The sequence below is a fragment of the Streptomyces sp. YIM S03343 genome, assembly GCF_054729195.1.
This window is the reverse complement of sequence record NZ_JBPUKX010000001.1, coordinates 3725641-3749481: the sequence shown is the minus strand read 5'-3', so window position 1 is coordinate 3749481 and position 23841 is coordinate 3725641. Positions and strand designations below refer to the sequence as shown.

The window sequence follows — 23841 nt, the reverse complement described above, 5'->3', positions numbered from 1 at the left end:
ATTCGGGGCCGTGAGATCTCGCATCCCCGCTTTGCGAGTTGCCTCCGGCACGTATCGTGAGTGGTTGCGGACCGTGCGCGTACAGGAATCCGTACAACGGGCATCCGTACAACGGGTGTCCCTGCAACGGGAATCCGTACGGGACGGGCCGCAGGACGAACGTGTGTGATCGAGCGGACCGCCGTGCGCGGTTCGACCAACCGGACGGCCGGGGGAGGCAACGTGGACGACTATGCGGGTCGGGTGCTCGCCGACCGCTACCGCCTGCCGCTGCCCCCGTCCGACGAGTACGAACTCACCGAGACCCGGGCCTTCGACACCTACAGCGGGCAGGAAGTCCTGGTCCGCCAGGTGCCGTTGCCCGAGGTGGTCGAGGCAGAGGTGCTCGACGCCGACGGGCTGCCCGACGGCTTCACCGCCCGGGACCGCGGCGCCCGGCGCCCCCCGGCGCGGACGGCCACCCGGCGGCCCGCCGACCCTGCGGTCCGGCGCGCCGTGGAGGCCGCGCAGGCCGCCGCCCGGATACCCGACCACCCCCGGCTCGACCAGGTCTTCGACGTGTTCGCCGAGGGCGGCTCGCTGTGGATCGTCAGCGAAGTCGTAGCCGCGCGGTCGCTGGCGGCGCTGCTCGCCGAGAACCCGCTGACGCCGTACCGGGCGGCCGAGGTTGCCTCCGACGTCCTCATGGCACTGCGCGTGCTGCACGCCCACGGCTGGGTGCACCGGAACATCACCTCGCGCACCGTGCTCATCTGCGACGACGGCCGGGTGATGCTCACCGGGCTCGCGGTCGGCGCGGCGGAGGAGGCACTGTGCGGCTACGACCCGGTGCCCGCCCCGGAGGGCGACGAGGAACCCGGCGGCGGCGGCGCGGGCATCGCTGGTACGGCGGCCCACGGGCCTAGCGCCCCCGCCACGCCGGACGTACCGGGCGTACCCGGTGGCGACGTCGACCCCGAGGCCGCCCGGCGGGCCGCCATCCGGGCGCGGGAGTCGCGGGGGCTGCCGTCGGCCGGTTCGGACGTGCCCGGCGCGGCGCGCGGACCGGCGGCGATCGAGCGCCGGGAGGCCGTGGAGTCGGGCGGTGACATCAGGGCCGCCCGGGCCGGGGCCATCGCCGCGTACCGGGCCGGTGCGCGGGCTGCCGCCCGCATCCAGGAGGCCCAGCAGAACGGCCGCGCCGCCCTGCCCGGCGGCCGTCCCGCGGCCGAGGGCGACGCAGCGGCCCAGCAGGGCGCCCAACCGCCGTACCAGACCGGCAACGGGGTGCAGCACCCGCCCGCCCCCGCGCCCCCGGGACAGATAGCCGACCCCTACGGCGTACGCGGCGCCCCCCGGCCCGGAGCCATACCCCCGCCCGGCGCCATACCCCCGCCCGCGGGCTACGGCGCCCAGGAACGCACCGCGCTGCCCCCCGCGGGCAACGGTGTCGGCGGCGAAGCCCCGTCGGCCTACGGCACCGCCCCCGGCGACGGCAACCGGCCGCCTCTGCTGCCGCCTCCCGGCCGCGGCGCCCGCCCGCATCAGCTCCCGTCCGCCGGCCTGCCCCCGCTGGAGGCGCACCCGGGCGGCCCCGCCGGAGCGGCCGACACCACAGCCCTCGCAGGTCCGCCGGGGCCTCCGGGGCCGGGGCCGGGACCTGGTCCGAGCCGCTGGGACGACCTGGCCGCCGGGACGCCCGCGCGGCGTGGTCCGGCGACCGCGCTGGCTGCCGAGCGGGCACGGCAGGCGCGGATGACGGTCGTCGGCCCGGTGACCGAGCGCTGGTCGCCGGAGCAGGCCGGTCCGGTGCACGAGAACTGGCAACTGGCCGCGCCGATCGGACCCGCGACCGACCTGTGGGCGCTGGGCGCGCTGCTCTTCAGGGCCGTACAGGGACATGCGCCGTACCCGGAGGACTCGACCGCCGAGCTGGTGCAACTGGTCTGTGCGGAGCCCCCGGCGTTCGCGGAGGAGTGCGGACCGCTGCGGCCGGTCGTGGAGTCGCTGCTGCGTCAGGACCCCACCGAGCGACTTGACTTCGAGGACCTGCGGGGCTGGCTGCGTTCGCTGGTGCGGTCGGCGCCCGAGCCGGAGGCAGGCGCCCATGTCGTCGCCACACCGCCCACCGACCCCAGCAGGCTGCCCATCGTGCGGCGGCGCGGCGAGCTGGTGCGCAGGCGGCGCGCCGGACTGCCCGCGAGCAGCCCGCACGGACGGCACAAGCGGGCCCGCGAGGAGGCCGCCTCACCACGCCGCCTCGGCCGCACCCTGCTCCTGCTGATCCTGCTCCTGCTGGCCGGAGCGGTGGCGTACGCGATGCTGTTCATGCCCAAGTCGGGCGCACGGGACACCGGGAGCGGCGACCGCACCGGAGCGGCGGGGGAAGTGAGCCCTGCACCGGAGAAGTCGGCCGGGACGGGAGACCGGACCCCCGGATCGTCCGGCAGCCCGGCCGGCAGCCCGTCCGGAGACGGCGGCAGCCCCTCCCGGCCGTCGGGTTCCGCCTCCGCGCAGAGTGCCGACCCCGATGTCGCCGCCGGGTTCACCCTGCGCAAGGACCCCGAGGGCTTCCAGGTGGCCGTGGCCAAGGGCTGGAGCCGCACCCCGAAGAACGACCGCGCCCAGGTGGTGTACGCACACGGCGACTTCGAGCTCTTAGTGGTACCGGGCCGCGACAGCGCGAAGAGCTACGGCAGCGACCCCATGTCCTACCAGCGCGACAAGGAACAGGAGCTGGCGCCGTACCGCAACTCCAGCTGGGCCACCGCCTCCGGGCTGCGCACCATCGAGGTGGGCGGACGGACCATGGCCGAGGGGCAGTTCACCTGGACCGACGACCGGGGACGCGATCTGTTCGTGCGCAACCTCGCGATCCTGATCGACGGCCGCTACCACGTGCTCCAGGTCCGCGGCCCGGACGCGCAGCGGGACCAAGTGACGAAGCTGTACGAGCAGGCGTCGGCCACGTACCGGTACACGGGGTGAGGGAGCGTGCACCGGTACTCGGGGTGACGAACCCCGGCACGACACAGGGGACGAGAACAGGATGTGGTGAGGCGTGGTGAGAATGCGGCTCGCCGTACACCGAGTGACGGCCTTTGCGCAGCCCGCAGTTGGTCCGGCAGTTCCTTCGTGTCACCAGAAGCGACAACCGTCACAGTGCGGTCTCCGTGCCGCCCCTCAGGTTCCCTGAACGCAGGGCGGTCCTTACTCTGGCGTTGTCAAGACCATTGCGGGGAAACGTGAATCAGATGCAAGGCCTGCTCCTCGCGGGCCGCTACCGGCTCGCCGAATCCATCGGCAGCGGTGGCATGGGCCGTGTGTGGCGCGCCCACGACGAGGTGCTGCACCGGACGGTCGCCATCAAGGAGCTGACCGCCGCTCTCTATGTGTCGGAGAGCGACAGAGATTTGCTGCTGGCCCGCACCCGGGCGGAGGCGCGCGCCGCCGCGCGCATCAACCACTCCGCCGTCGTCACCGTGCACGACGTGCTGGAGCACGACGGCCGCCCGTGGATCGTGATGGAGCTGGTCGAGGGCCACTCGCTGGCCGACGCCGTCAAGGAGCGCGGCCGGATCGAGCCCCGCGAGGCCGCACGCATAGGTCTGTGGGTGCTGCGCGCCCTGCGCGCCGCGCACAAAGCGGGCGTGCTGCACCGTGACGTCAAGCCGGGCAACGTTCTCCTCGGTGATGACGGCCGTGTCCTGATCACCGACTTCGGCATAGCGCAGATCGAGGGCGACACCACCATCACCCGTACCGGTGAGGTCGTCGGCTCGGTCGACTATCTGGCCCCCGAGCGGGTCCGCGGCCACGACCCGGGCCCGGCGTCCGACCTGTGGGCGCTGGGCGCCACGCTGTACACGGCGGTCGACGGCCGGTCGCCGTTCCGCCGTACCTCGCCGCTGTCCACCATGCAGGCGGTCGTCGAGGAGGAGATCGGCGAGCCGCAGCACGCCGATGCCCTCGGCCCCGTCATCTCCGCGCTGCTGCGCAAGGATCCGGCCGCCCGTCCGGACGCGGAGGAGACCGAGCAGATGCTCGCCGACGCGGCGGAGGGCCGCCGGCCGAGCGCGGCGCAGGCGTATGTGCCGACGCAGCAGTACGACACCGGCGCCAACTCCCGCTCGGAGACGGCCACCGCGGCCCACGGGGCGCACTCCTCGGCGGCCGGAGGGGGCACGGGCGGTCAGACGGCCATGGGACCCGGCGGCCCCGGAGCGACGGTGGTCGGCGGCCCGAGGCCGCAGCAGCATGCCGCGCCGCGCGCACCGAGGCGCCGTCGGCTGCGCACCGTCGCGCTGTTTGTCGCTGTCGCCGCGCTTGTCGGCGGGGCGACCACGGTGGTCCTCCAGCAGTGGCACGACAGCGGATCGTCGGCCCAGTCGGGCGGCACGACGGGCGACACGGTCGCCTCATCGACCGCGCGCCCGTCGCCGTCGCCGTCGGACACCGGCGATTGGGGCACGCTGCCAGCCGGCTGGGTGCGCTACGACGACGCCCGCGGCTACGGCCTGGCCCTGCCGAGCGCGGAGTGGAAGCGGACGGTCTTTGACGCCCACCAGACCGACTACTCACCCGACGGCGGCAAGCATTTCATCCGTATAGCCGTCGACCGCGCGTCCGACTTCGACAACGCCTACGACCACCAGAAGGACCTGGAGGTGCAGTTGGAGGACCTGAAGGACTACAACAGAGTCACCCTCCATGAGAACATCTACCGGGACCGTCCGGGCTCGGTGTGGGATTGCACGTGGACGGCGACGACCAAGGACAACAAATTCCCAGGACCGCGCCGCGCGACCGAGGAGACGTACTTCTCACGGGACGGCGTGGAGTACGCGATCTACATATCTTCCCCCGCCGAGGACTGGGCGACCACGAGCCAGCAGTTCAAGACGGTGCTCCAGAGCTGGCGGCCGGACGGGAGCTGACGCCCTGGCCGCGGCCGGTGTCCAACGGCGGCATGTCGGGCGGCAGCTGACAGGGCGGCCATCGGCCGGATCTGTACAGACCTTCCCGGCCGCCGTGGCGCGGCGCTGGCGGGCTTGGCCGGTCGCCTACCCGGAGTGCGGGGGTCCGCTGCGGCATGATGGGGCGTATGGGGACCGAGGGGGACACCGTCCGTGTCATCGCGGGGCGTTACCGGCTGGAGGCGCGGCTCGGGCGCGGCGGCATGGGCGTCGTATGGCGCGCGACCGACGAACTGCTCGGCAGGCGGGTCGCGGTCAAGGAACTGGTCCAGGACACCACCCTCTCCGGAGAGGACGCCAGGCGGCAGCGCGACCGCACCCTGCGCGAGGCCAGCGCGGTGGCCCAACTGCGCCATCCGCACATCATCGTGGTGCATGACGTGGTGGAGCAGGACGAACGCCCGTACATCGTCATGGAGCTGATCGACGGCGGCTCCCTCGCCGACCGGATCGCCGCGCACGGCCCGGTCGGCGCGCGCGAGGCCGCGCGGATCGGCGTGGCCCTGCTGGGCGCCCTGCGCACCGCGCACCAGGCGGGCGTGCTGCACCGGGACATCAAACCGGCGAACGTGCTGGTGGAATCGGCCACCGACCGGGTCGTCCTCACCGACTTCGGTATCGCCCAAGTCGTGGGCGCGACCACACTCACCGAGACCGGTTCCTTCGTCGGCTCGCCCGAGTACACCGCCCCGGAGCGGATGTCCGGTGACCGGACCGGCCCGGAGTCCGACCTGTGGTCGCTCGGCGCGCTGCTGTGCACGGCGCTGAGCGGTGAATCGCCGTTCCGGCGCGACTCGTTGGGCGGCATCCTGCACGCGGTCGTCGTCGACGAGATCCGTACGCCCGCGCAGGCCGAGCCGCTGCTGCCCGTCGTACGGGGCCTGCTGGAGCGCGACCCGGAACGGCGGCTCGGCGCGACGGAGGCGGAACGGCTGCTGCGGGCCTATCTGGACACCGGCAGCACGCCGCTCCCCGTGTCCTCGCCCTACAGTCCTACGGCCCTCGACACCCCCACACCCGCTCCCACTTCGCCGCCCGCACCGCCCGGCTCCGCCGCCCCGCGCTACTCCACCCGGGGCGTGCTGGTGACGGCGCTGCTGGTCGCCGCGATGGCGGGGGCGGGCGTGTCGGCGGCGGCGCTGCTGATGAAGGGAGGCGGGAGCGGAGGCACGCCGAGGCACTCGGCGTCATCGGTGTCGGCGTCCGGGGGATCGTCCGCATCGGAGTCATCGGAGTCACCGGGGCCGTCACGTACGGCGTCCGCGATCCCGCCCGTATCCGCGTCGCATTCACCGGTCACCCCCACGGTCACCGTGACCCGCTCCCCGTCCTCCGCCTCCCGTACGGCGCCCTCGGGATACCGCCTGGTCGAGGACCCGGCGGGCTTCTCGCTCGCCGTGCCGGAGGGCTTCACACGCAAGCCGCAGGGGGTGCGGATCTTCTACATGTCGCCGGGGGAGACCTTCCGCCTCGGTATCAAGATCGCGGCACCGGAGGAGGGCGGCCCGGTGGCGGTGATGAACCGCGCCGACGCCGCGGGTCCCGACACCAACCCCGGCTATCACGACGGCCTGGTCACCTCGACCACGCACGACGGACATCCCGCCGCGCTCTGGGAGTTCAGCTGGGACGGCTTCAGCACCGCGGAGGGCCCGAGGCACACCTACGACCTGTGCTGGGAGGAGGCCGGGCGGCTGTACGACGTATGGGTGTCGGCGCCGGTCGGGCAGGTGCGGGAGGCACGGGAGTACTTCGACGTCGCCCTGGACACCTTCGTACGACGATGAATAAGACGACAAACAGGCAGGTCCCGATGCTGGTTGCTCCGCCGGACGGTGGGGTGTGTCACGGGGGCGTCTTGGGGGTTCGCTTCGACAATCACACCTGTCACACGGTACTCATGGGGCATGAGTGAAGTCGGCGAACATGAGCCCGACCCCGACGGCCGTCTGATAGACGGCCGCTATCAGTTGCTGGAGCGGGTCGGGGGCACAGGCTCCGGGACCGTCTGGCGGGCGCTCGACCAGGTCGAGGGCCAGGAGGTGGCCGTCAAGCAGCCTCGGCTGGTCGGGGAGTCCGGGTCGTGCGGTGAGCCCGAGGGCGAGGAACGCCAGCGCGCCGTCAACCGGCTCTGCCACGAGGCCCGGGTCGCCGCTCGTGTCGATCATCCGTCCGCCATCGTCATCCATGACGTCGTCGTCGAGGACGGGCTTCCCTGGGTCGTCATGGAGTACGTGCGCGGCGAGTCGCTCGACGCGCGGCTCCGGCGCGGGACCGTCTCGCACGACGAGGCCGCCCGTATCGGGGTCGCCGTGCTCGGTGCGCTGCGCGCCGCTCACGCCGCCGGCATGGTGCACCGGGACCTCAAGCCCGCCAACGTGCTTCTTGGCGAGGACGGGCGGGTTCTGCTCACCGACTTCGGGATCGCCCACGTGAACGGCACCGGGAACGGCAACAGTGAGGATTCCGGTTCCGGTGACGGGGAGTTCGTAGCGCCCGAGCAGTTGTCGGGCCCCGGTGCCGGGCCCGCATCCGACCTGTGGGCCCTGGGGGCGTTGCTGTACGCCGCCGTCGAGGGTGCCGCTCCGGAGCGGGGTGCGGTCCAGGACGGAACGTCGCTGGTCGACGAGCCGGGCGGGCCCCTCGGGGAGCTCGTCGTGCGGATGCTGGCCCGGGAGCCGGAGGAGCGGCCCGGAGCGGCCGAGGTCGCGGTGGTTCTCGATGCCGTTGCCGAGGGGCGGGACGTTCCCGAGATTCCGGTTCCGGTTCCGGTTCCGGTTCCGGGTTCTGGTCTGGTCCCGGGTCCGGCACCGCTGGTGGACATCCCCGCTCAGGTGGACGGCCGGGAGGAGGCGCCTCCTGGCTCGTTCTCGGATACCTCGGATACCTCGGATACCTCGGATGCATCGGAAGCCTCCGACGGCTCCGACGGTTCCGACGCCTTGGCTGCCCTGGAGGCCGACGCCCACCCCCGCAACAGCCCCCTCCGCCGTCTCCTCACCGGGCTCGGTCTCGCCCTCCCCCCTGCCCCCGAGCCCGGGGAAGATCCCGACCGGCAGCCCACCGTCCGCGCAATCCGCTGATCAGCACGTTCGTTGCCAGTGGCCACTGGCGGTATGTGTGCACCCCGTGAAGCGTCGTTACCGACGGGTACCCAAAGGGCTCCGCCGCGGCATACGCTGCCCGTCATGACGGACTCGCAGGCCGCTGAGAAGACCGGCACGACCGGCACGCCCGGTACCAACCCCCTCGCCCCCGCCCCCGAGGGCGCCCGTACCGCCGCCGATGTGGTCACGCCCCAGCTGGTCGCCCAGCTCACCAAGGGCGTCGCCGGGTCCGGCCGTACCGCCAACCACACGCCGTTCACCGGGGAGAAACTCGCCGACCTGCCCGAGTCCACCCCGGAGGACGTGGCGAGGGCGTTCCGGTCGGCCCGTGCCTCGCAGGGCGTCTGGGCCCAGGCGCCGGTGCGCGAGCGGGCCGCCGTACTGCTGCGCTTCCACGACCTCGTGCTGGAGCGCCAAGCGGAGGTCCTCGACCTCATCCAGCTGGAGACCGGCAAGGCCCGCCTGCACGCCCACGAGGAGGTGCAGGCCGTCGCCGTCGCCGCCCGCCACTACGGCCGCAAGGCGCCCGCCTACCTGCGCCCCAAGCGGCACGCCGGTGCCATGCCGACCCTCACCAAGGTCACCGAACTGCGCCACCCGCGCGGTGTCGTCGGCCAGATCGCCCCCTGGAACTACCCCCTCGAACTCTCGGTCGGCGACGCCCTCCCCGCCTTCGTCGCGGGCAACGCCGTGGTCATGAAGCCGGACACCGAGACCTGCCTGACCGCCCTCTGGGCCCGTGACCTGCTGATCGAGGCCGGGCTTCCGGCCGAGGTCTTCCAGATCGTCATCGGCGACGGCCCGGTCGTCGGGCCCGAGATCGTCAAACACGCCGACTACGTCTCCTTCACCGGCTCCACCCGCACCGGCCGTGAGGTCGCTCAAGGCGCCGCCGCCCGGCTGGTCGGCGTCTCCCTGGAACTCGGCGGCAAGAACGCCATGCTGGTCCTCGACGACGCCGACATCGAGAAGGCCGCCGCCGGCGCCGTCCGCGCCTGCTTCTCGTCCGCCGGGCAGCTCTGCATCTCCATCGAGCGGCTCTACGTCCACGAGTCGATCGCCGACGCCTTCCTGGAGCGTTTCGCCGCCCGGACCAAGGCGATGCGGCTCGGCACCTCGCTCGCCTACGGCGCCGACATGGGATCCCTCGCCGGACCGCGCCAGTTGGAGAGCGTCCGGCGGCATGTGGACGAGGCCGTCGCCAAGGGCGCCAGGGTAGTCGCCGGTGGTGTGGCGCGGCCGGACATCGGGCCGTACTTCTTCGAACCGACCGTCCTCGACGAGGTCGAGGCCCCGATGGCCGTGTGCGGCGAGGAGACCTTCGGCCCGGTCGTCTCGATCTACCGCTTCGCGACCGACGACGAGGCGATCGAGCGTGCCAATGCGACGCCGTACGGGCTCAATTCCTCCGTCTGGACCAAGGACGCGCGGCGCGGGCGCGCCGTTGCCGCCCGGCTGCGCACCGGCACCGTCAACATCAACGAGGGGTACGCCCCGGCGTACGGCAGCGTCCAGTCCCCGATGGGCGGTATGAAGGACTCCGGTCTCGGCCGCCGGCACGGCTCCGAGGGCATCCTGAAGTACACCGAGGCGCAGACGGTCGCGCAGCAGCGGCTGCTGCCCATGGCGCCGTCGCTGGGCATGGACGACGAGCGGTACGCCGAGTTCATGAGCCGCAGCCTGCGGCTGATGAAGGCATTCCGCTTCCGCTGAGCCCTCGCATACGCCCTCCGCCCGGCCCCCGAAGTCCGTACTTCCCGCAGGTCCGTACGCCCCGTAGGCCCGTACGTCCCGTAGTTCTCGACGAGGAGAGCACGTGTCACAGGAGAACGCTGTCCCCGCCTCTGACGCTGATGTCTACGACTACGACGTCATCGTCGTCGGATCCGGCTTCGGCGGCTCGGTGACCGCCCTGCGGCTCACGGAGAAGGGCTACAAGGTCGGTGTGTTCGAAGCCGGCCGCCGTTTCACCCGCGAGACGCTGCCCAGGAACTCCTGGGACCTCAAGAACTACCTCTGGGCCCCCAGGCTCGGCATGTACGGCATCCAGCGCATCCATCTGCTGGGCAACGTCATGGTGTTGGCGGGAGCGGGTGTCGGTGGCGGTTCGCTGAACTACGCCAACACCCTCTACGTACCGCCCAAGCCGTTCTTCGACGACCCCCAGTGGCGTGACATCACCGACTGGCAGGAGGAGCTGAAGCCGTACTACGACCAGGCGCGGCGCATGCTCGGCGTCCGCCTCAACCCGACGATGACCCCCTCCGACGTGCATCTCAAGGCGGCGGCCGAGCGGATGGGCGTCGGCGACACCTTCCACATGGCGCCGGTCGGGGTGTTCTTCGGGGACGGCCGGGACGGTGACGGGGAGGTGAAGGCGCGGCCGGGCGAGCAGGTGGCCGACCCGTACTTCGGCGGGGCCGGGCCGTCCCGCAAGGCGTGCACCGAGTGCGGCGAGTGCATGACGGGCTGCCGCCACGGCGCGAAGAACACCCTCAACGAGAACTATCTCCACCTCGCCGAGAAAGCGGGCGCCGAGGTCCGCGCCATGACGACGGTCGTGTCCGTCACCGACGACTCACGCGGCGGCTACGCCGTGGCCACGCTCCCCACGGACGACCGCAGGAAGGGCAAGGGCCGCACCTTCACCGCCCGCCGGGTCGTCCTGGCCGCCGGTACCTACGGCACCCAGACCCTGCTGCACCGGATGAAGGCGGGCGGTCAGCTCCCGTGTCTCTCCGACCGCCTCGGCGAACTGACCCGTACCAACTCCGAGGCCCTGGTGGGCGCCCAGACGGACGACCGGCGCTACCGCAAGGTCACCGGCGAGCCCCGCGCGGACTTCACCCAGGGCGTCGCGATCACCTCGTCCGTCCACCCCGACGCCGACACCCACATCGAGCCGGTCCGTTACGGCAAGGGCTCCAACTCGATGGGCGGCCTCTCGATCCTCCAGGTCCCGTACGCGGAGGGCGGTTCGCGGGTCGCCGCCTGGCTGGCGAACGCGGTCCGCCACCCCGTCCTCGTGCTCCGCTCCCTCTCCAACCGCCGCTGGTCGGAGCGGACCATCATCGGCCTGGTGATGCAGTCCCTGGACAACTCCCTGACGACGTATCTGAAACCGGACGGCGTAGGCAAGGGCCTGCTCACCGCCCGACAGGGCCACGGCGCCCCCAACCCCCGGCAGATCAAGGCCGCCTCGGAGGGCGCGGCGGCCCTCGCGGCCGAGATCAACGGCTTCCCCGGCTCCAACGTCGGCGAACTCATGGGCACCCCCCTCACCGCCCACTTCCTCGGCGGCTGCCCGATCGGCGCCGACCGCGACACCGGCGTCATCGACCCCTACCACCGCCTCTACGGCCACCCCGGCATCTCCGTCGTCGACGGCGCCGCGGTCTCCGCCAACCTCGGCGTCAACCCCTCGCTGACCATCACGGCGCAGGCGGAGCGGGCGATGTCGTACTGGCCCAACAAGGGCGAGACCGACCCGCGCCCGGCCCAGAACACGCCCTACGAACGCCTCGCCCCGGTACCCCCGCACCACCCGGCGGTCCCACCCGAGGCCTTCGGCGCCCTGCGCCTGCCGTTCCTCGGCATGCCGACGGTGCCGCCGAAGCAGTAGAAAAGGCAGAAGCAGGAGAAGAGGCAGAAGCAGGAGAAGTTCGTAGGGACACGAGAAGAGGGACCCGCGCCCCCCTCCGAGCGCAGCTCCCTCTTCTCGCCTTGCGACAAGCCTGTGAGGCTGACGCGCCGTACGGCTGACCAGCCGTACGGCCTACGTCGCACCGTTCCGCTTACGCCTCCGTGCCTGTACCCGCACCCGCCTTGCGACGGCGCGCCACGACGACCACGCCCGCACCGAGGACGACGGCGACACCGCCGACGAAGCCGATGGTCGGCACGATGGAGCTGGAGCCGGTGCTGGCGAGGGTGCCGGTGGGCGCGATCTGGGTGGCACCGCCCTGCGGTGCCTTGCCGCTGCTCGGCTTTGTGCCCTTGCCCGGCTTGGCCTCGCCCGGGTTGTTGTTGCTGCTGCCGGGCTTGAGGACGGTGAACTCGTAGAAGTCGAACGCGCTGTGTATGCAGTTCTTCTTCTGGTCGAGATATCCGCCGATGCCCATGCTGAAGCCGTTACCGGCCGGAGCCTTCGCGGTGATGTCGAGGCGCAGCTTGATGCCGACCGTCTCCTTCGGACCAAGGTCGGTCTGGCCGAAGTAGAGGCCGTTGCCGACCTCGTCCGCCATGGACTCCCAGGCCTTGGTCTGGGGGTCGAAGTACTCGAGCTTGGCGTAGGTGCTCAGCCAGTCCTTCTCGTTGTCGCTGAGCGTGTCGTTGTCGACTATCGCGAGCCACTGCACGGTACCGAGCGACTCGTCGCTGTGGTTGGCGGCGGACATCGTGAAGTAGTGCCAGCCGCTACCGGCGACGATCTTGCCGGGCAGACCTGACACGGAGATGCTGAGCTGCGACTCGGGGTCGGCCATGTTGTCGTCGACCGCGCAGTTGCTGGGCTCGGCGGTCGGCGTGGCGCTGTCGCTGGGCTTGGTCGACGCCGATGCCGACGCCGACACCGAGGTGCTGGGCGCAGGGGCGGACTGGCTCGCGGAGTCGCTCGGCGCGGGAGCGCTCTGGGACGCGGAAGCGCTCGTGGAGGCGGACGCGCTGTCGGACGGCGATGCGCTCACGGAGGCGCTCGGCGACGCGGACGACTGGTCGTCGTCGGCAAAGGCGGTCGGTGCCGCGAGCAGGGCGAGCGGCGCTATCGCTGCAGTCGCGGCCGCTGCTGCCATGGCACGACGAAGCTTCATGAAGACCTCGGCTTATCCGGCGTACCCCGGCGCGATGTGCGTCGCGGTACGGACGTCGGTGGGAGGCCTCCGCGTGTGGGGCGCGGAAGTGCCCTCGATCACCCTTGATTCACATGACTACGGAGTTCGATCCGTGACGCCTGTGAAAGGTTGTGCGCCACCTCACAGGAACTTTATGTGCCCTGTGTCACACCTGGGGATCGCCTATGACGCCGACGGCTGCCGAACGATGCCGCGGGTCTGGCCGGGATGTCCGGGATGTCCGCCGGCCAGCCCCGGCCAGCCCCGGGCGTCCCCGGAGCCGGCCGTTTCTCTCGGGTGACCGGACCGCTGTCCCCTGCCGTCCGGTCACTCGGCCGGAACGAGGTCCCACGACGCGCGGCCACGCCCCCCGTACGGGGGAGCCACCGCCCTGCGGACGGACTCAGACGCGCCCCCGGCACAGTTCGAGCAGCGTCATGGCGAGCGAGGTGCCCGGCTTGCCGAGCGCCTCGCTGTAGTGGCCGAGGATCTCCATCTCCCGGGAGAGATTCACGCGCCGCCCGCCCGAGGTGATCCGCGCCTCCTGGACCACGGCGGACACCGCCATCCGTTCCTGGATCAGCGCGATGATCCGGTCGTCCAGGGCATCGATGCGCTCCCGCGCGCCACTGATGACGTCGGCGGCCTCGGCGGTGCGGGCGCCGGTCTTCTCGATGGTGGTGGTGGCGGTGGTGGCGGCGGTCATTGGGGGCCTCCAGATAAAGGTGTGGGTGAAGGCAGGTCCCCCGGAGTGACAGGCTCCGGAAACGCCAGGCGCCCCGGGCCTTGTCGGCCCGGGGCGCCTGGGAAGTCGCTTGTCAGTTGCTCAAGCAGCACGACCATGGCAGCCGGTGGGCCGGTTGCCATAGGTAAAGAGGAAGGTCGTCTGCGCGAGCATGGCCCCAGTATGCCGCGTCGGCGGGGGAGCACCACCAACACGGTTCACATGCTGAGACCGGCTCACGGCACTGTGGCGGAAGCGGCGACCATATCCAGCCCGTCCGTCGTTTGAGGACAAGGCCTGTCCAGGGCCGACAGCGGGGGCCTGGGGGCGGCAGCCCCCAGCACGACGGCGAGGCGACCAACCCCCACCCCAGTAGAATCGGCCCCACAGACCCCGCCCGATCCGCCGGAAGGCCCCCGTGTCAACAGCGACAATCGCCGCCGCCCCCGACACCGTCCTGGTCGTCGACTTCGGCGCGCAGTACGCCCAGCTCATCGCCCGCCGCGTCCGCGAGGCCCGGGTCTACAGCGAGATCGTGCCGAGCACCATGCCGGTCGCCGAGATGCTCGCGAAGAACCCGGCGGCGATCATCCTCTCCGGCGGCCCCTCGTCCGTGTACGAGGCTGGCGCGCCCACCGTCGACCCCGCGCTGTTCACCGCCGGAGTCCCCGTCTTCGGCATGTGCTACGGCTTCCAGCTCATGGCGCAGTCCCTCGGCGGCACCGTCGACAACACCGGCGCCCGCGAGTACGGCCGTACCGACCTGCACGTCTCCCGGACGTCCTCCACCCTCTTCGAGGGCACCCCCGCCGAGCAGGCGGTGTGGATGTCGCACGGCGACGCCTGCTCCGCCGCCCCCGAGGGCTTCGCCGTCACCGCGTCCACCGACGTCGTCCCGGTCGCCGCCTTCGAGAACGACACGAAGAAGCTCTACGGCGTCCAGTACCACCCCGAGGTCATGCACTCCACGCACGGCCAGCAGGTCCTCGAGCACTTCCTCTACCGCGGCGCCGGACTCACCCCCTCCTGGACCACCGGCAGTGTGATCGACGAGCAGGTCACCGCCATCCGTGAGCAGGTCGGCGACAAGCGCGCGATCTGCGGGCTGTCCGGCGGCGTGGACTCCGCAGTGGCTGCCGCCCTCGTCCAGAAGGCCATCGGCTCCCAGCTGACCTGCGTCTACGTCGACCACGGCCTGATGCGCAAGGGCGAGACCGAGCAGGTCGAGAAGGACTTCGTCGCCGCGACCGGCGTCCAGCTGAAGGTCGTCGACGCCCAGGAGCGCTTCCTCACCGCGCTGGCCGGGGTCTCGGACCCCGAGCAGAAGCGGAAGATCATCGGCCGCGAGTTCATCCGCGTCTTCGAACAGGCGCAGGCCGAGATCATCGCCGACGCTGGCCCGGCGGTGGAGTTCCTGGTCCAGGGCACCCTCTACCCCGACATCGTCGAGTCCGGCGGCGGCACCGGCACCGCCAACATCAAGTCCCACCACAACGTCGGCGGCCTCCCCGAGGACCTGGAGTTCCAGCTCGTCGAGCCGCTCCGCAAGCTGTTCAAGGACGAGGTCCGCATGGTCGGCCAGGAACTCGGCCTGCCCGAGGAGATCGTCCAGCGCCAGCCGTTCCCCGGCCCCGGCCTCGGCATCCGTATCGTCGGCGAGGTCACCGAGGACCGGCTCGACCTGCTCCGCGAGGCCGACGCCATCGCCCGCGAGGAACTCACCGCCGCCGGTCTCGACCGCGACATCTGGCAGTGCCCGGTGGTCCTCCTCGCGGACGTCCGCAGCGTCGGCGTCCAGGGCGACGGCCGCACCTACGGCCACCCGATCGTGCTGCGCCCCGTCTCCTCGGAGGACGCCATGACGGCCGACTGGTCGCGCCTGCCGTACGACGTCCTGGCGAAGATCTCGACCCGCATCACCAACGAGGTCCGCGACGTCAACCGCGTCGTCCTCGACGTCACCTCCAAGCCGCCGGGCACCATCGAGTGGGAGTGAGTCCGTCCGCTTCTTGCGGTACGGCTCAGGTCCGCCGGAGGGTGCGCACCGGCTCTCCGGGCTTCCAGACCTCCAGGACGACGTACTTGTCGTCCGCGACGTAGGTCCGCACGACCTCCGTCAGTTCGGTGCGGAAGAGGTGGAGCGGCTGCGGCGGTTCCACCTCTTTCACATACGCCGCTTTCGCCTCCGGCTCATCGCCCCGACCGACGTCGCCGACCTCGACGGCCCGCCCGCTGACGCGGATGTCGCCCACGCTCAGATCCGTGCCGGGACCAGGGTTCGACTGAAGGGCGAACCGCGGATCGCGCCGCAGATCGAGCGCCTTGAGAGAGTTCGGCATCATCCCGAGCCACAGCTCACCGTCCAGGAAACTCACCTCCAGCCCGCTGGTACGCGGCGAACCGTCCCTGCGCAGCGTCGCCAGCACATGGTGGGTGGCCGCTCCGAAACGCTCCTCGGCGATCTTGGCCAGTTCAGGTTCCACGGCGGCGAACGCCGCCCAGTTCACAGGCTCCATACCTCCAGCCTCACGCGCATACCCGACACCTGCTGTCAGATATTCGAGACCCGGCCCCGGGTGTCCCGGACCCGGCGCGGCCACGCGGCTCGCCCGATCTCCCGGGCGAGCCGCCTGGCCCGCCTCGCAAGGCCCTTGGTTTCATTTGGTTCACCTCTTTACGTCTTTCCTGAACTTCTCTGTTCTCCTGGACAGACCGGCGGTAACTTCCGCCTCGTCGAGCAACCCAGCGCTGGAGGACCTATGCCAGGGCCCACCCCGCCCCCGCCCCCGCCCCCGCCCCCGCCCCTGCCCCTGCCCCTGCCCCTGCCCACGGAGCAGCTGCGGTTCGCGATGCCGCCGATGCACGAGTCCGTCGAGGACGAACGGCGCCACCGCAAGGAGCGGCTTGCGGGCGCGCTGCGGATCTTCGGGCGGTCCGGCCTCGAGGACGGGGTCTCCGGACACATCACCGCGCGCGATCCGGAGTTCAGCACCTGCTTCTGGGTCAACCCGTTCGGGATGCCCTTCAAGCACGTCACCGTCAGCGACCTCGTGCTCGCCAACCAGGACGGCCAGGTCATCGAGGGCCGCTACCACGTCAACCAGGCCGCCTTCACCGTCCACGCCCAGGTCCACGCCGCCCGCCCCGATGTCGTCGCCGTCGCACACTGCCACTCCGTGCACGGCCGCGCCCTCGCCGCGCTCGGGGACCTCCTGGACCCCATCACCCAGGAGAGCTGCGCCTTCTACGAGGACCACGCCCTCTACGACGCCTACTCCGGTGTCGCCGTCGACGCCGAGGAAGGCCGCCGCATCGCCTCCGCCCTGGGCTCCCGCAAGGCGCTGGTCCTGCGCAACCACGGACTGCTGACCGTCGGCGACTCCGTCGACGCGGCCGCCTGGTGGTTCCTGTCGATGGAACGCTCCAGCCAGGTCCAGCTCACCGCGAAGGCCGCCGGGCGTCCCGTCCTCATCGACCACAAGCTCGCCGCGGCCACCAGGGACCAGCTCGGCACAGATCTGGTCGCGTGGATCAACTACCAGCCCCTGTGGCAGGACATCAGCCGCAGCGAGCCCGACCTGCTGAGCTGAGCGAGCCACCCACCAAGCCCACCTCGTCAACACGACGCGCCGATCATCACCCTTACGGGCCAGCCCTGTGCACCGAGCACCCCGCTGGATAGGGCACAATTCGCTGTCGTCACCCAGGAGTTGTGAACCCTCGGGTTCACCGGAAGGCAGGCGTGGGTCGTGGCGGTCCAGGAGGCGAGAGAGGGCGCGACGGCGAGCGCCCACGAGGGCGGCTGCACCTGCGGTGACTGCCCGCACGGCGCACGCGCCGGACACCGGCGAGCGGTCGCCGAATTCCTCCTCAAACGCGACGAGTTCGCGGCCGGGCACGGACTTCCGGCAGCGGTGGCCCACTCGGCCTCCGCCTCCCGCCAGTGGGTCTCCGAGGAACTCACCCAGTCCGCGGAACTCGTCGCCGAGCGCCGCCGTGCCGAGGGCCGCGCCTGGCTGGCGCGCCTCTGGCGGCGTACCGCGGTCACGGTATGGGGTCTTGTCGTCATCCTCCTCCTCGTTCAGTCGCTCACCGCGATCGGCACGGGCTGGACCGCCGCCCGCACGGCCGGGCTGCTGGCGGCGCTCGCGGTGGCCGCGGCACTGACCGCAGCCTCCTGGTTCCACCGGGCCCGGGGCGGTGCGCTCGCCCCGGTGATAGGCGAGGACAACCGCCTGTCCACCTCCCGCGCCGTGGCGGCCGCCTGGGTCCTCTTCATCTCCTTCTCGGTTCTGGTACTGGTGGGCCGGCTCGGCGCCGCCTCCGGCCACGCCGAGCGCGACGCGCTCATCTCGGGCCTCGAACTCGCCCGTGGCGCGGGCGTGGTGACCGTCCTCGCGGTGGTCTGCGGCATCGCCGTGCTGGTGCGGCGGGTGGTCGGGGTGCGGGTGCTGGGGCAGCGGCTCCAGAAGCTCCGCGCGGACCGCCCGCGAGCCGCCGACCTCCTCACCGACGACTCCGGCCGCGGCACCTTCACCGACATCCAGTACGTCATCATGAGCGCCGTCGCCCTGGCGTTCGCCGCCGTACGCCTCGCCCGCCGTCCCGACCAACTGCCCGACCTGCCCTGGGGCCTCGCGGTACTGGTGCTGATCTCGGCCGCGACCTATCTCACCGGCAAGTACGCCGAGGGCGGCCGCCCCGTCATCCTCTCCGTCGTCCGTGCCCGCGAGGCCGGTGACCTCGACGCGCCCATCCGCACCGGCGACGACATCGAGATCCGCGGCGCCGGCTTCGTCCCACCGGGCGCCCAGAGCGCCGACCGGCTCTCCCGCATGGTCGTCCGCATAGGCCCCGTCAACGTCCACGTCCCTCTGGTCCCGGTCACCGGCGGCTTCAGCAACCCCTCGGACACCGTCCTGACCGTCCCGGTCCCCGCCGATGTGGAACCAGGCCGTGTCGAGGTCCAAGTGGTTACCGCCGCAGGCCTGGAGACCAACCGCTGCACCATCGACGTCCTGGACTGACCACCGGCGCCCGGCCTGAGGACGAGACGGGCCGAAGCCGAAAAATGTGCTGCATCGGGATTGAGCGGCACCTCCCTGTCGTACGTAATGGACTACCGAGGGTCTCTGCACGGCGGGCGAGAGGCGGCACGAGCGATGACTCACGGCATGCGTACGGACACGCACACCACCCCTTATCTCGCGGGCGACCGGAACTGGCGGGAAACCGCCAGCCGTTACGCCCTCCTTCCACTCCGGGTCTTTCTCGGCGTCACCTTCATCTACGCCGGACTCGACAAGCTCACCAACAGCGCCTTCATGAAGTCGTCGGGGCCCGAGTCCCTCGGTGACACCCTGCGGTCGGTGCACGACTCCTCGGCCATCCCGGCCATGATCGACCTGGCCCTGAAGAGCCCCGTCGGCTTCGGCTACGCCATCGCTCTCGGTGAACTCGCCGTCGGCATCGGCATCCTGGTCGGTCTGCTGGGCCGTATCGCCGCACTCGGCGGCGCGTTGATCTCCCTCAGCCTGTGGCTGACCATCAGCTGGGCCTCCACTCCCTACTACTACGGCAACGATCTGCCCTATCTGATGGCCTGGCTCCCGCTCCTCCTGGCCGGCACTCCCTATCTCTCCCTGGACGCGGTGTGGCGGGCACGGCGGCAACCTGCGGGCGGCTACCGGTAGTCCGGGCCACTTCGGCGGACCGCACCGCCGGTTCGGTCGGCTCAGGCAAGGCGGTCAGATCAGCCGTTCAGATCAGTCGTTCAGCCCGTTCCGCTGGTTCAGCGCGACAACGGGGGCCCGGCGGCTGGTGTCCTCGCGTCCTCGACTGCTCGGCGCGCAGCCCTGCGGTGTTTGCGTATCGCCCTGGCCGTGATCCCGGCCAGGGCGGCCAGGAAGAGGCCGCACACGGTGAGCGGGAACGCAGCGAACCACACCGTGTCCCAGGCGCCGCCCGCGTCACCGACGTAGGCGATGCCCGCCGCGGTGAGGAACACGCCCGCTATCAGCCGTCCGGGCTGGAACTCATGACGCAGCACGGGTCACCTCCACCTGTCCCGCGCCGATCCGGAGATCCAGATCGATCGTGCCGCCCTTCGCGCTCCCGGCCGACGGCGCGAGTGTCACCCGCTTGTGCTGGTCAGGCTGCACGTCCACGTCCTTCTTCTTTTCGCCGGGCAACTGGATGTCCCCGACGCCCATGTCGATGCCCGCCTTCACGGTCACACCCTTCGGAACGATCACCTGGAGCTTGCCCACCTTCACCTCGGCCGCCGCCGACAGGGTCTGCCCCTTGCCGAGCGGGAGACGGCTCAGGTCCAGCACTCCCTTCCCGGTCCCGAGTTCGTACTTCGGCTGTACCTCGGCCACCGTGGCTGGCCGCCATGTGACGCGCTCCCAGTGGGTGGTCACGTCCTTCGGTATCGCCGCCGCCGCCGCGAGCAGACCCGCGGTGACGATCGCCAGGAACATCGACCCGGCACCCGTACGCCCCAGGAAGGAGCTGACGGCTATCCCCAGGCCCAGGACGATCAGCGCGCAGGCCAGTCCGGTCTGGAGACTGGTGCCGAGCGGGTGGGTGCGCCATGTCAGGCCGGTGCCCAGGCCGCCCGCCAGCAGGGCCAGCAGGAAGACCCAGCTACCGATCCAACGCGGGGCCCGCGGTCTCGGGACCGGCGGGCGCGGGACGCCCGCCACCGGGCGCCCGGCCCACGGGGTGCCGCGGCCGATATTGACGGCGGCCGCCACATCCCGGTTGCGCGAGTCGCTGGGGCCCCAGAGATAGCCGGTGCCCCCGACATGTCTGCCGTCCTTGACGATCGGGTCGCGCCACCAGGATGGGTACATGATCGGTGGTGCCTTCGGCTCCGGCGGCGCGTCCGCGACGGCCTGGGCCGCCAGCGGGTCGTCGGGGGCGGGGGTGTCACGGCGCTGAGACCAGTACCCCGCGCCCGCCAGCAGCAGGGAGAGAATGACCGCGAAGGTCATCACCCCGCCGTTCTTCAGCATGGTCAGGAACACTCCGCAGCCGACCAGGGCGAACAGTATGGACGCCAGCACCGGGCCGTCGACCCGGCCGGTCAGCAGCTTGCGCAGCTCGTTCTCGTCCTCGTCGTCGTACGGCACGATGAGCCAGACGAAGCCGTAGAAGATGAGGCCGATGCCGCCCGTCGCGGCCAGCACGGCCAGGGTGATGCGGAAGATCACCGGGTCCATGTCGTAGTGCCGCCCCAGACCCGCGCACACCCCGCCCAGCATCTTGGTCCGCCGGTCACGGCGGAACCGGGGGGACACCTCGGCCGGCTCGGCCGGTGCGGCCGGCATGGCCGGCCCGGTCTCGCCGCCCGTCCCCAGATCCGCCCGCGCGTCCGCCTGCGTGCCCGCCCGCTCGTGCGCGCTCGTGTGCGCACGCGGTTCCTTGTCCTGCGGACCCGGTCCGGGCGCAGGGGGTGCGGTGGACGCGTCGGACCGGACACCCTGCTCGGGCCCCTGGTCCGCGGCGTGCTGGTGATCTGCCATGGGTCCATGGTGACGGCCGTGGCGCCGCCGCGGCAGCCGGAATGACCCTGGCCCAACCCTGAAATCACCCCTGACTCCACGCGGGGGACCCGTTCGACGGCCTGCCCGTTCGAAGATCAGGGGCGTCTCGGGGGTCGACCCTGATGCCTCGCCCTTCGCAACGTGTGAATATCGGGGGCATGCCGGAAGCCGCAGCAGCGCCACTCGCCGAACCGCGGCCGCCGCGCAAGCTCTACCGCAGCAGCGACGGTCGCTGGCTGGGTGGTGTGGCGCGGGGGCTCGCCGGGCATCTCGGGCTGCCCGTGATCTGGGTGCGGCTCGTCTTCGTAGGCCTCTTCATGGCCGATGGCCTCGGCGCTCTGCTCTACGCCGCGTTCTGGTTCTTCGTACCCCTCGGCGTCGGCGGGGTCGGCGGCCAGAAGCCCCCGTCCCTCGTCACCACCGAGATATCGGCCGACGGCCGCCGCAGAATCGTCGCCCGCAAACCGGACCGCGGCCAGATAGTGGCCCTGCTCCTCATGGTCGTCATGGCCATGGTCTTCGTGGGCAATGTGGACCTGGGCAACGGCGCCCGCGCCTACCTCTGGCCGACCCTCCTGGTCGGTGCCGGTGTCGCCCTCGTCTGGCGCCAGGCGGACAACGCCCGCCGGGCCCGCTGGGTCGAGGTCGGCCGCCGTCGCCGCACCCTCACCCTGCTGCGCGCGGGAGCGGGCGTCCTGCTGGTCACGGCCGGTGTCTCGGCCATGTTCGTCCTCCAGGGCTCCGCCGCCCACCTCGGCTCGGTGCTCCAGGCCGCCCTCGCGGTCATCGTCGGTATCACCCTGCTTGCGGGGCCGTACCTCGTGCGGATGACACAGGACCTCTCCCAGGAGCGGCTGATGCGCATCCGCGCCCAGGAACGCGCCGAGGTCGCCGCCCACGTCCACGACTCCGTGCTGCACACCCTGACCCTGATCCAGCGCAACGCGGAGAACGCGAACGAGGTCCGCCGTCTCGCCCGCGCCCAGGAGCGTGACCTGCGCACCTGGCTCTACAAGCCGGAGGGCACCGGCAAGGACGAGGCCCAGGAACCGGACACGCTCGCCGAGGCGGTCCGCCGCAGTGCGGCCGAGGTGGAGGACAAGCACGGCGTCCCCATCGAGGTGGTCGTCGTCGGCGACTGCCCGCTCGACGAGAAGACCGGCGCGCAGATGCAGGCCGCGCGCGAAGCAATGGTGAACGCCGCCAAGTACGGTGGCGAGGGAGGCGCCGTGCAGGTCTACGCCGAAGTCGAGGGCCGGAAGGTCTTTGTGTCCGTGCGCGACCGCGGACCGGGTTTCGACCTCGACTCGATACCGGCCGACCGCATGGGTGTCAGAGAATCGATCATCGGCCGCATGGAGCGCAACGGCGGCACGGCCCGGCTGCGGGCGGTGCCCGGTGGCGGCACGGAGGTCGAGCTGGAGATGGAGAGGGCGGAGAACACGTCATGAGCGACCCGACAGGGGCGAACGCCGAGCCCATGGAGCCGACCGGCGGCGGTACCGCCAAGCGCCATGTGCGCGTGGTCCTCGTCGACGACCACCGTATGTTCCGTACCGGCGTGCAGGCCGAGATCGGCCAGACCGCCGAGACCGGTGTCGAGGTCGTCGGCGAGGCCGCCGACGTCGACCAAGCGGTCACGGTCATCACCGCGACCCGCCCCGAGGTGGTCCTGCTCGACGTCCACCTCCCGGGCGGCGGAGGCGTCGAAGTACTCCGCCGCTGCTCCTCGTTGATGGCCGACGCCCAACACCCCGTCCGCTTCCTCGCCCTCTCCGTCTCGGACGCCGCCGAGGACGTGATCGGCGTGATCCGCGGCGGCGCACGGGGCTACGTCACCAAGACGATCACCGGCACCGACCTCGTCAACTCCGTCTTCCGCGTCCAGGACGGCGACGCCGTCTTCTCCCCGCGCCTGGCCGGCTTCGTCCTCGACGCCTTCGCCTCCACCGACGCCCCACCCGTCGACGAGGACCTCGACCGCCTCACCCAACGCGAACGCGAAGTCCTGCGCCTCATCGCCCGCGGCTACGCCTACAAGGAGATAGCGAAGCAACTCTTCATCTCGGTGAAGACGGTCGAGTCCCATGTCTCCGCGGTCCTCCGCAAACTCCAGCTCTCCAACCGCCACGAGCTCACTCGGTGGGCGACGGCACGACGGCTGGTGTGAGTGTCGGCAACCCTTCGAGCGCCAGCTCGAACCACACCTCTTTGCCGATGCCACACTCCCGGCGCTCCGCGCCCCAGTCGTCCGCCAGCGTCGAAACCAGGGTCAGGCCCCTGCCTGACTCGTCGTCCGGCGATGCCGTTCCCGGGGCGGGGAGCATGGCGCTCGCGTCGGTCACCGTCACGCGGATTCTGTCGTCCGTGACCACACAGCGGGCCCAGATCTCCCGGCCCGCCGGGACCTTCGCGTGGCGGTAGGCGTTCGTCATCAGCTCGCTCAGGAGCAGTTCCGCCGTGTCCGTCAGATCCTGCGGCAGGGCCCAGGAAGCCGCTTGGCCACGGAACAGGGCCCGTGCCCTGCCCACGCTTCTCGCGTGACGCGGCAGGCGCCATTCGATGTCCTTCGGGGCCGTCGTGGGCAGCGGTGGCCACGGGGTCTGCATGCGCCGTTCATCCCTTGCGTCGAAGTTTTGACGATTCGTGGGATTGCGGTTCCCGGTTGTGCCTAGC

At 71.4% G+C, this 23841-nt stretch carries 18 protein-coding genes; 12 read left to right on the top strand and 6 right to left on the bottom strand.

Going from position 1 to position 23841, the window contains the following annotated elements:
• Positions 1-222: 222 nt before the first annotated feature.
• The 6 genes from ACSYGN_RS15920 (at position 223) to ACSYGN_RS15895 (ending at position 11684) form a co-directional block, all read left to right on the top strand.
• Positions 223-2967: a protein kinase gene (locus tag ACSYGN_RS15920; protein ID WP_460403498.1), complete on the top strand. Its 2745-nt coding sequence runs from the start codon at positions 223-225 to the stop codon at positions 2965-2967.
• A 266-nt stretch (positions 2968-3233) separates the two neighbouring features.
• Entirely contained in the window at positions 3234-4916 is a 1683-nt protein-coding gene (locus ACSYGN_RS15915) for a serine/threonine-protein kinase (protein WP_460403496.1), read from the top strand.
• A 167-nt stretch (positions 4917-5083) separates the two neighbouring features.
• Positions 5084-6742, top strand: coding sequence for a serine/threonine-protein kinase (locus tag ACSYGN_RS15910; protein WP_460396124.1), 1659 nt, complete (start codon positions 5084-5086; stop codon positions 6740-6742).
• Positions 6743-6862: 120 nt separating this feature from the next.
• Positions 6863-8038: a serine/threonine-protein kinase gene (locus ACSYGN_RS15905; RefSeq protein WP_460396122.1), complete on the top strand. Its 1176-nt coding sequence runs from the start codon at positions 6863-6865 to the stop codon at positions 8036-8038.
• Positions 8039-8143: 105 nt separating this feature from the next.
• The gene (locus ACSYGN_RS15900) at positions 8144-9775 is read left to right on the top strand and encodes a succinic semialdehyde dehydrogenase (RefSeq protein WP_460396120.1); all 1632 of its coding nucleotides are present in this window, start codon (positions 8144-8146) and stop codon (positions 9773-9775) included.
• Between the two features lie 103 nt (positions 9776-9878).
• Complete coding sequence (locus tag ACSYGN_RS15895; protein WP_460396118.1) at positions 9879-11684, top strand: GMC family oxidoreductase N-terminal domain-containing protein; 1806 nt, start codon at positions 9879-9881, stop codon at positions 11682-11684.
• A 172-nt stretch (positions 11685-11856) separates the two neighbouring features.
• Here ACSYGN_RS15895 and ACSYGN_RS15890 read toward each other — a convergent pair whose 3' ends face one another.
• On the bottom strand, positions 11857-12870 hold the full coding sequence (locus ACSYGN_RS15890; protein WP_460396116.1) for an LPXTG cell wall anchor domain-containing protein: 1014 nt from the start codon (positions 12868-12870) through the stop codon (positions 11857-11859).
• Between the two features lie 424 nt (positions 12871-13294).
• Positions 13295-13597, bottom strand: a complete 303-nt coding sequence (locus tag ACSYGN_RS15885) for a chorismate mutase (protein WP_460396114.1) — start codon at positions 13595-13597, stop codon at positions 13295-13297.
• 436 nt (positions 13598-14033) lie between these two features.
• Between ACSYGN_RS15885 and guaA the strand changes: the two genes are divergently transcribed.
• Complete coding sequence (gene guaA, locus ACSYGN_RS15880) at positions 14034-15611, top strand: glutamine-hydrolyzing GMP synthase (protein ID WP_460396112.1); 1578 nt, start codon at positions 14034-14036, stop codon at positions 15609-15611.
• Between the two features lie 25 nt (positions 15612-15636).
• Here the strand turns inward: guaA and ACSYGN_RS15875 are convergent, their stop codons facing one another.
• Positions 15637-16131, bottom strand: a complete 495-nt coding sequence (locus ACSYGN_RS15875) for a pyridoxamine 5'-phosphate oxidase family protein (RefSeq protein ID WP_460396110.1) — start codon at positions 16129-16131, stop codon at positions 15637-15639.
• A 243-nt stretch (positions 16132-16374) separates the two neighbouring features.
• Between ACSYGN_RS15875 and ACSYGN_RS15870 the strand changes: the two genes are divergently transcribed.
• The 3 genes from ACSYGN_RS15870 to ACSYGN_RS15860 all read left to right on the top strand — a co-directional run bounded on the left by ACSYGN_RS15870 (position 16375) and on the right by ACSYGN_RS15860 (position 19308).
• Positions 16375-17205 (top strand): class II aldolase/adducin family protein, encoded by an 831-nt coding sequence (locus ACSYGN_RS15870; protein ID WP_460396108.1) that lies wholly within the window; start codon positions 16375-16377, stop codon positions 17203-17205.
• 159 nt (positions 17206-17364) lie between these two features.
• Positions 17365-18642: a hypothetical protein gene (locus ACSYGN_RS15865; protein WP_460396106.1), complete on the top strand. Its 1278-nt coding sequence runs from the start codon at positions 17365-17367 to the stop codon at positions 18640-18642.
• Between the two features lie 135 nt (positions 18643-18777).
• Entirely contained in the window at positions 18778-19308 is a 531-nt protein-coding gene (locus tag ACSYGN_RS15860; protein ID WP_460396104.1) for a DoxX family protein, read from the top strand.
• A gap of 98 nt (positions 19309-19406) precedes the next feature.
• Here ACSYGN_RS15860 and ACSYGN_RS15855 read toward each other — a convergent pair whose 3' ends face one another.
• Both ACSYGN_RS15855 and ACSYGN_RS15850 read right to left on the bottom strand, forming a co-directional pair.
• A complete protein-coding gene (locus ACSYGN_RS15855) occupies positions 19407-19664 on the bottom strand; it encodes a hypothetical protein (protein WP_460396101.1) in 258 nt (85 codons plus the stop codon).
• Positions 19651-21144, bottom strand: coding sequence for a PspC domain-containing protein (locus ACSYGN_RS15850; protein WP_460396098.1), 1494 nt, complete (start codon positions 21142-21144; stop codon positions 19651-19653). The genes ACSYGN_RS15855 and ACSYGN_RS15850 overlap by 14 nt, the downstream gene beginning before the upstream one ends.
• Positions 21145-21323: 179 nt before the next feature.
• Here ACSYGN_RS15850 and ACSYGN_RS15845 point away from each other — a divergent pair, with 179 nt between their 5' ends.
• On the top strand, positions 21324-22616 hold the full coding sequence (locus ACSYGN_RS15845) for an ATP-binding protein (RefSeq protein ID WP_460396096.1): 1293 nt from the start codon (positions 21324-21326) through the stop codon (positions 22614-22616).
• The gene (locus tag ACSYGN_RS15840) at positions 22613-23335 is read left to right on the top strand and encodes a LuxR C-terminal-related transcriptional regulator (RefSeq protein WP_460396094.1); all 723 of its coding nucleotides are present in this window, start codon (positions 22613-22615) and stop codon (positions 23333-23335) included. Before ACSYGN_RS15845 ends, ACSYGN_RS15840 begins: the two co-directional genes overlap by 4 nt.
• Here the strand turns inward: ACSYGN_RS15840 and ACSYGN_RS15835 are convergent.
• On the bottom strand, positions 23301-23774 hold the full coding sequence (locus tag ACSYGN_RS15835; protein WP_460396092.1) for an ATP-binding protein: 474 nt from the start codon (positions 23772-23774) through the stop codon (positions 23301-23303). The genes ACSYGN_RS15840 and ACSYGN_RS15835 overlap by 35 nt on opposite strands.
• Between the last annotated feature and the right edge of the window lie 67 nt (positions 23775-23841).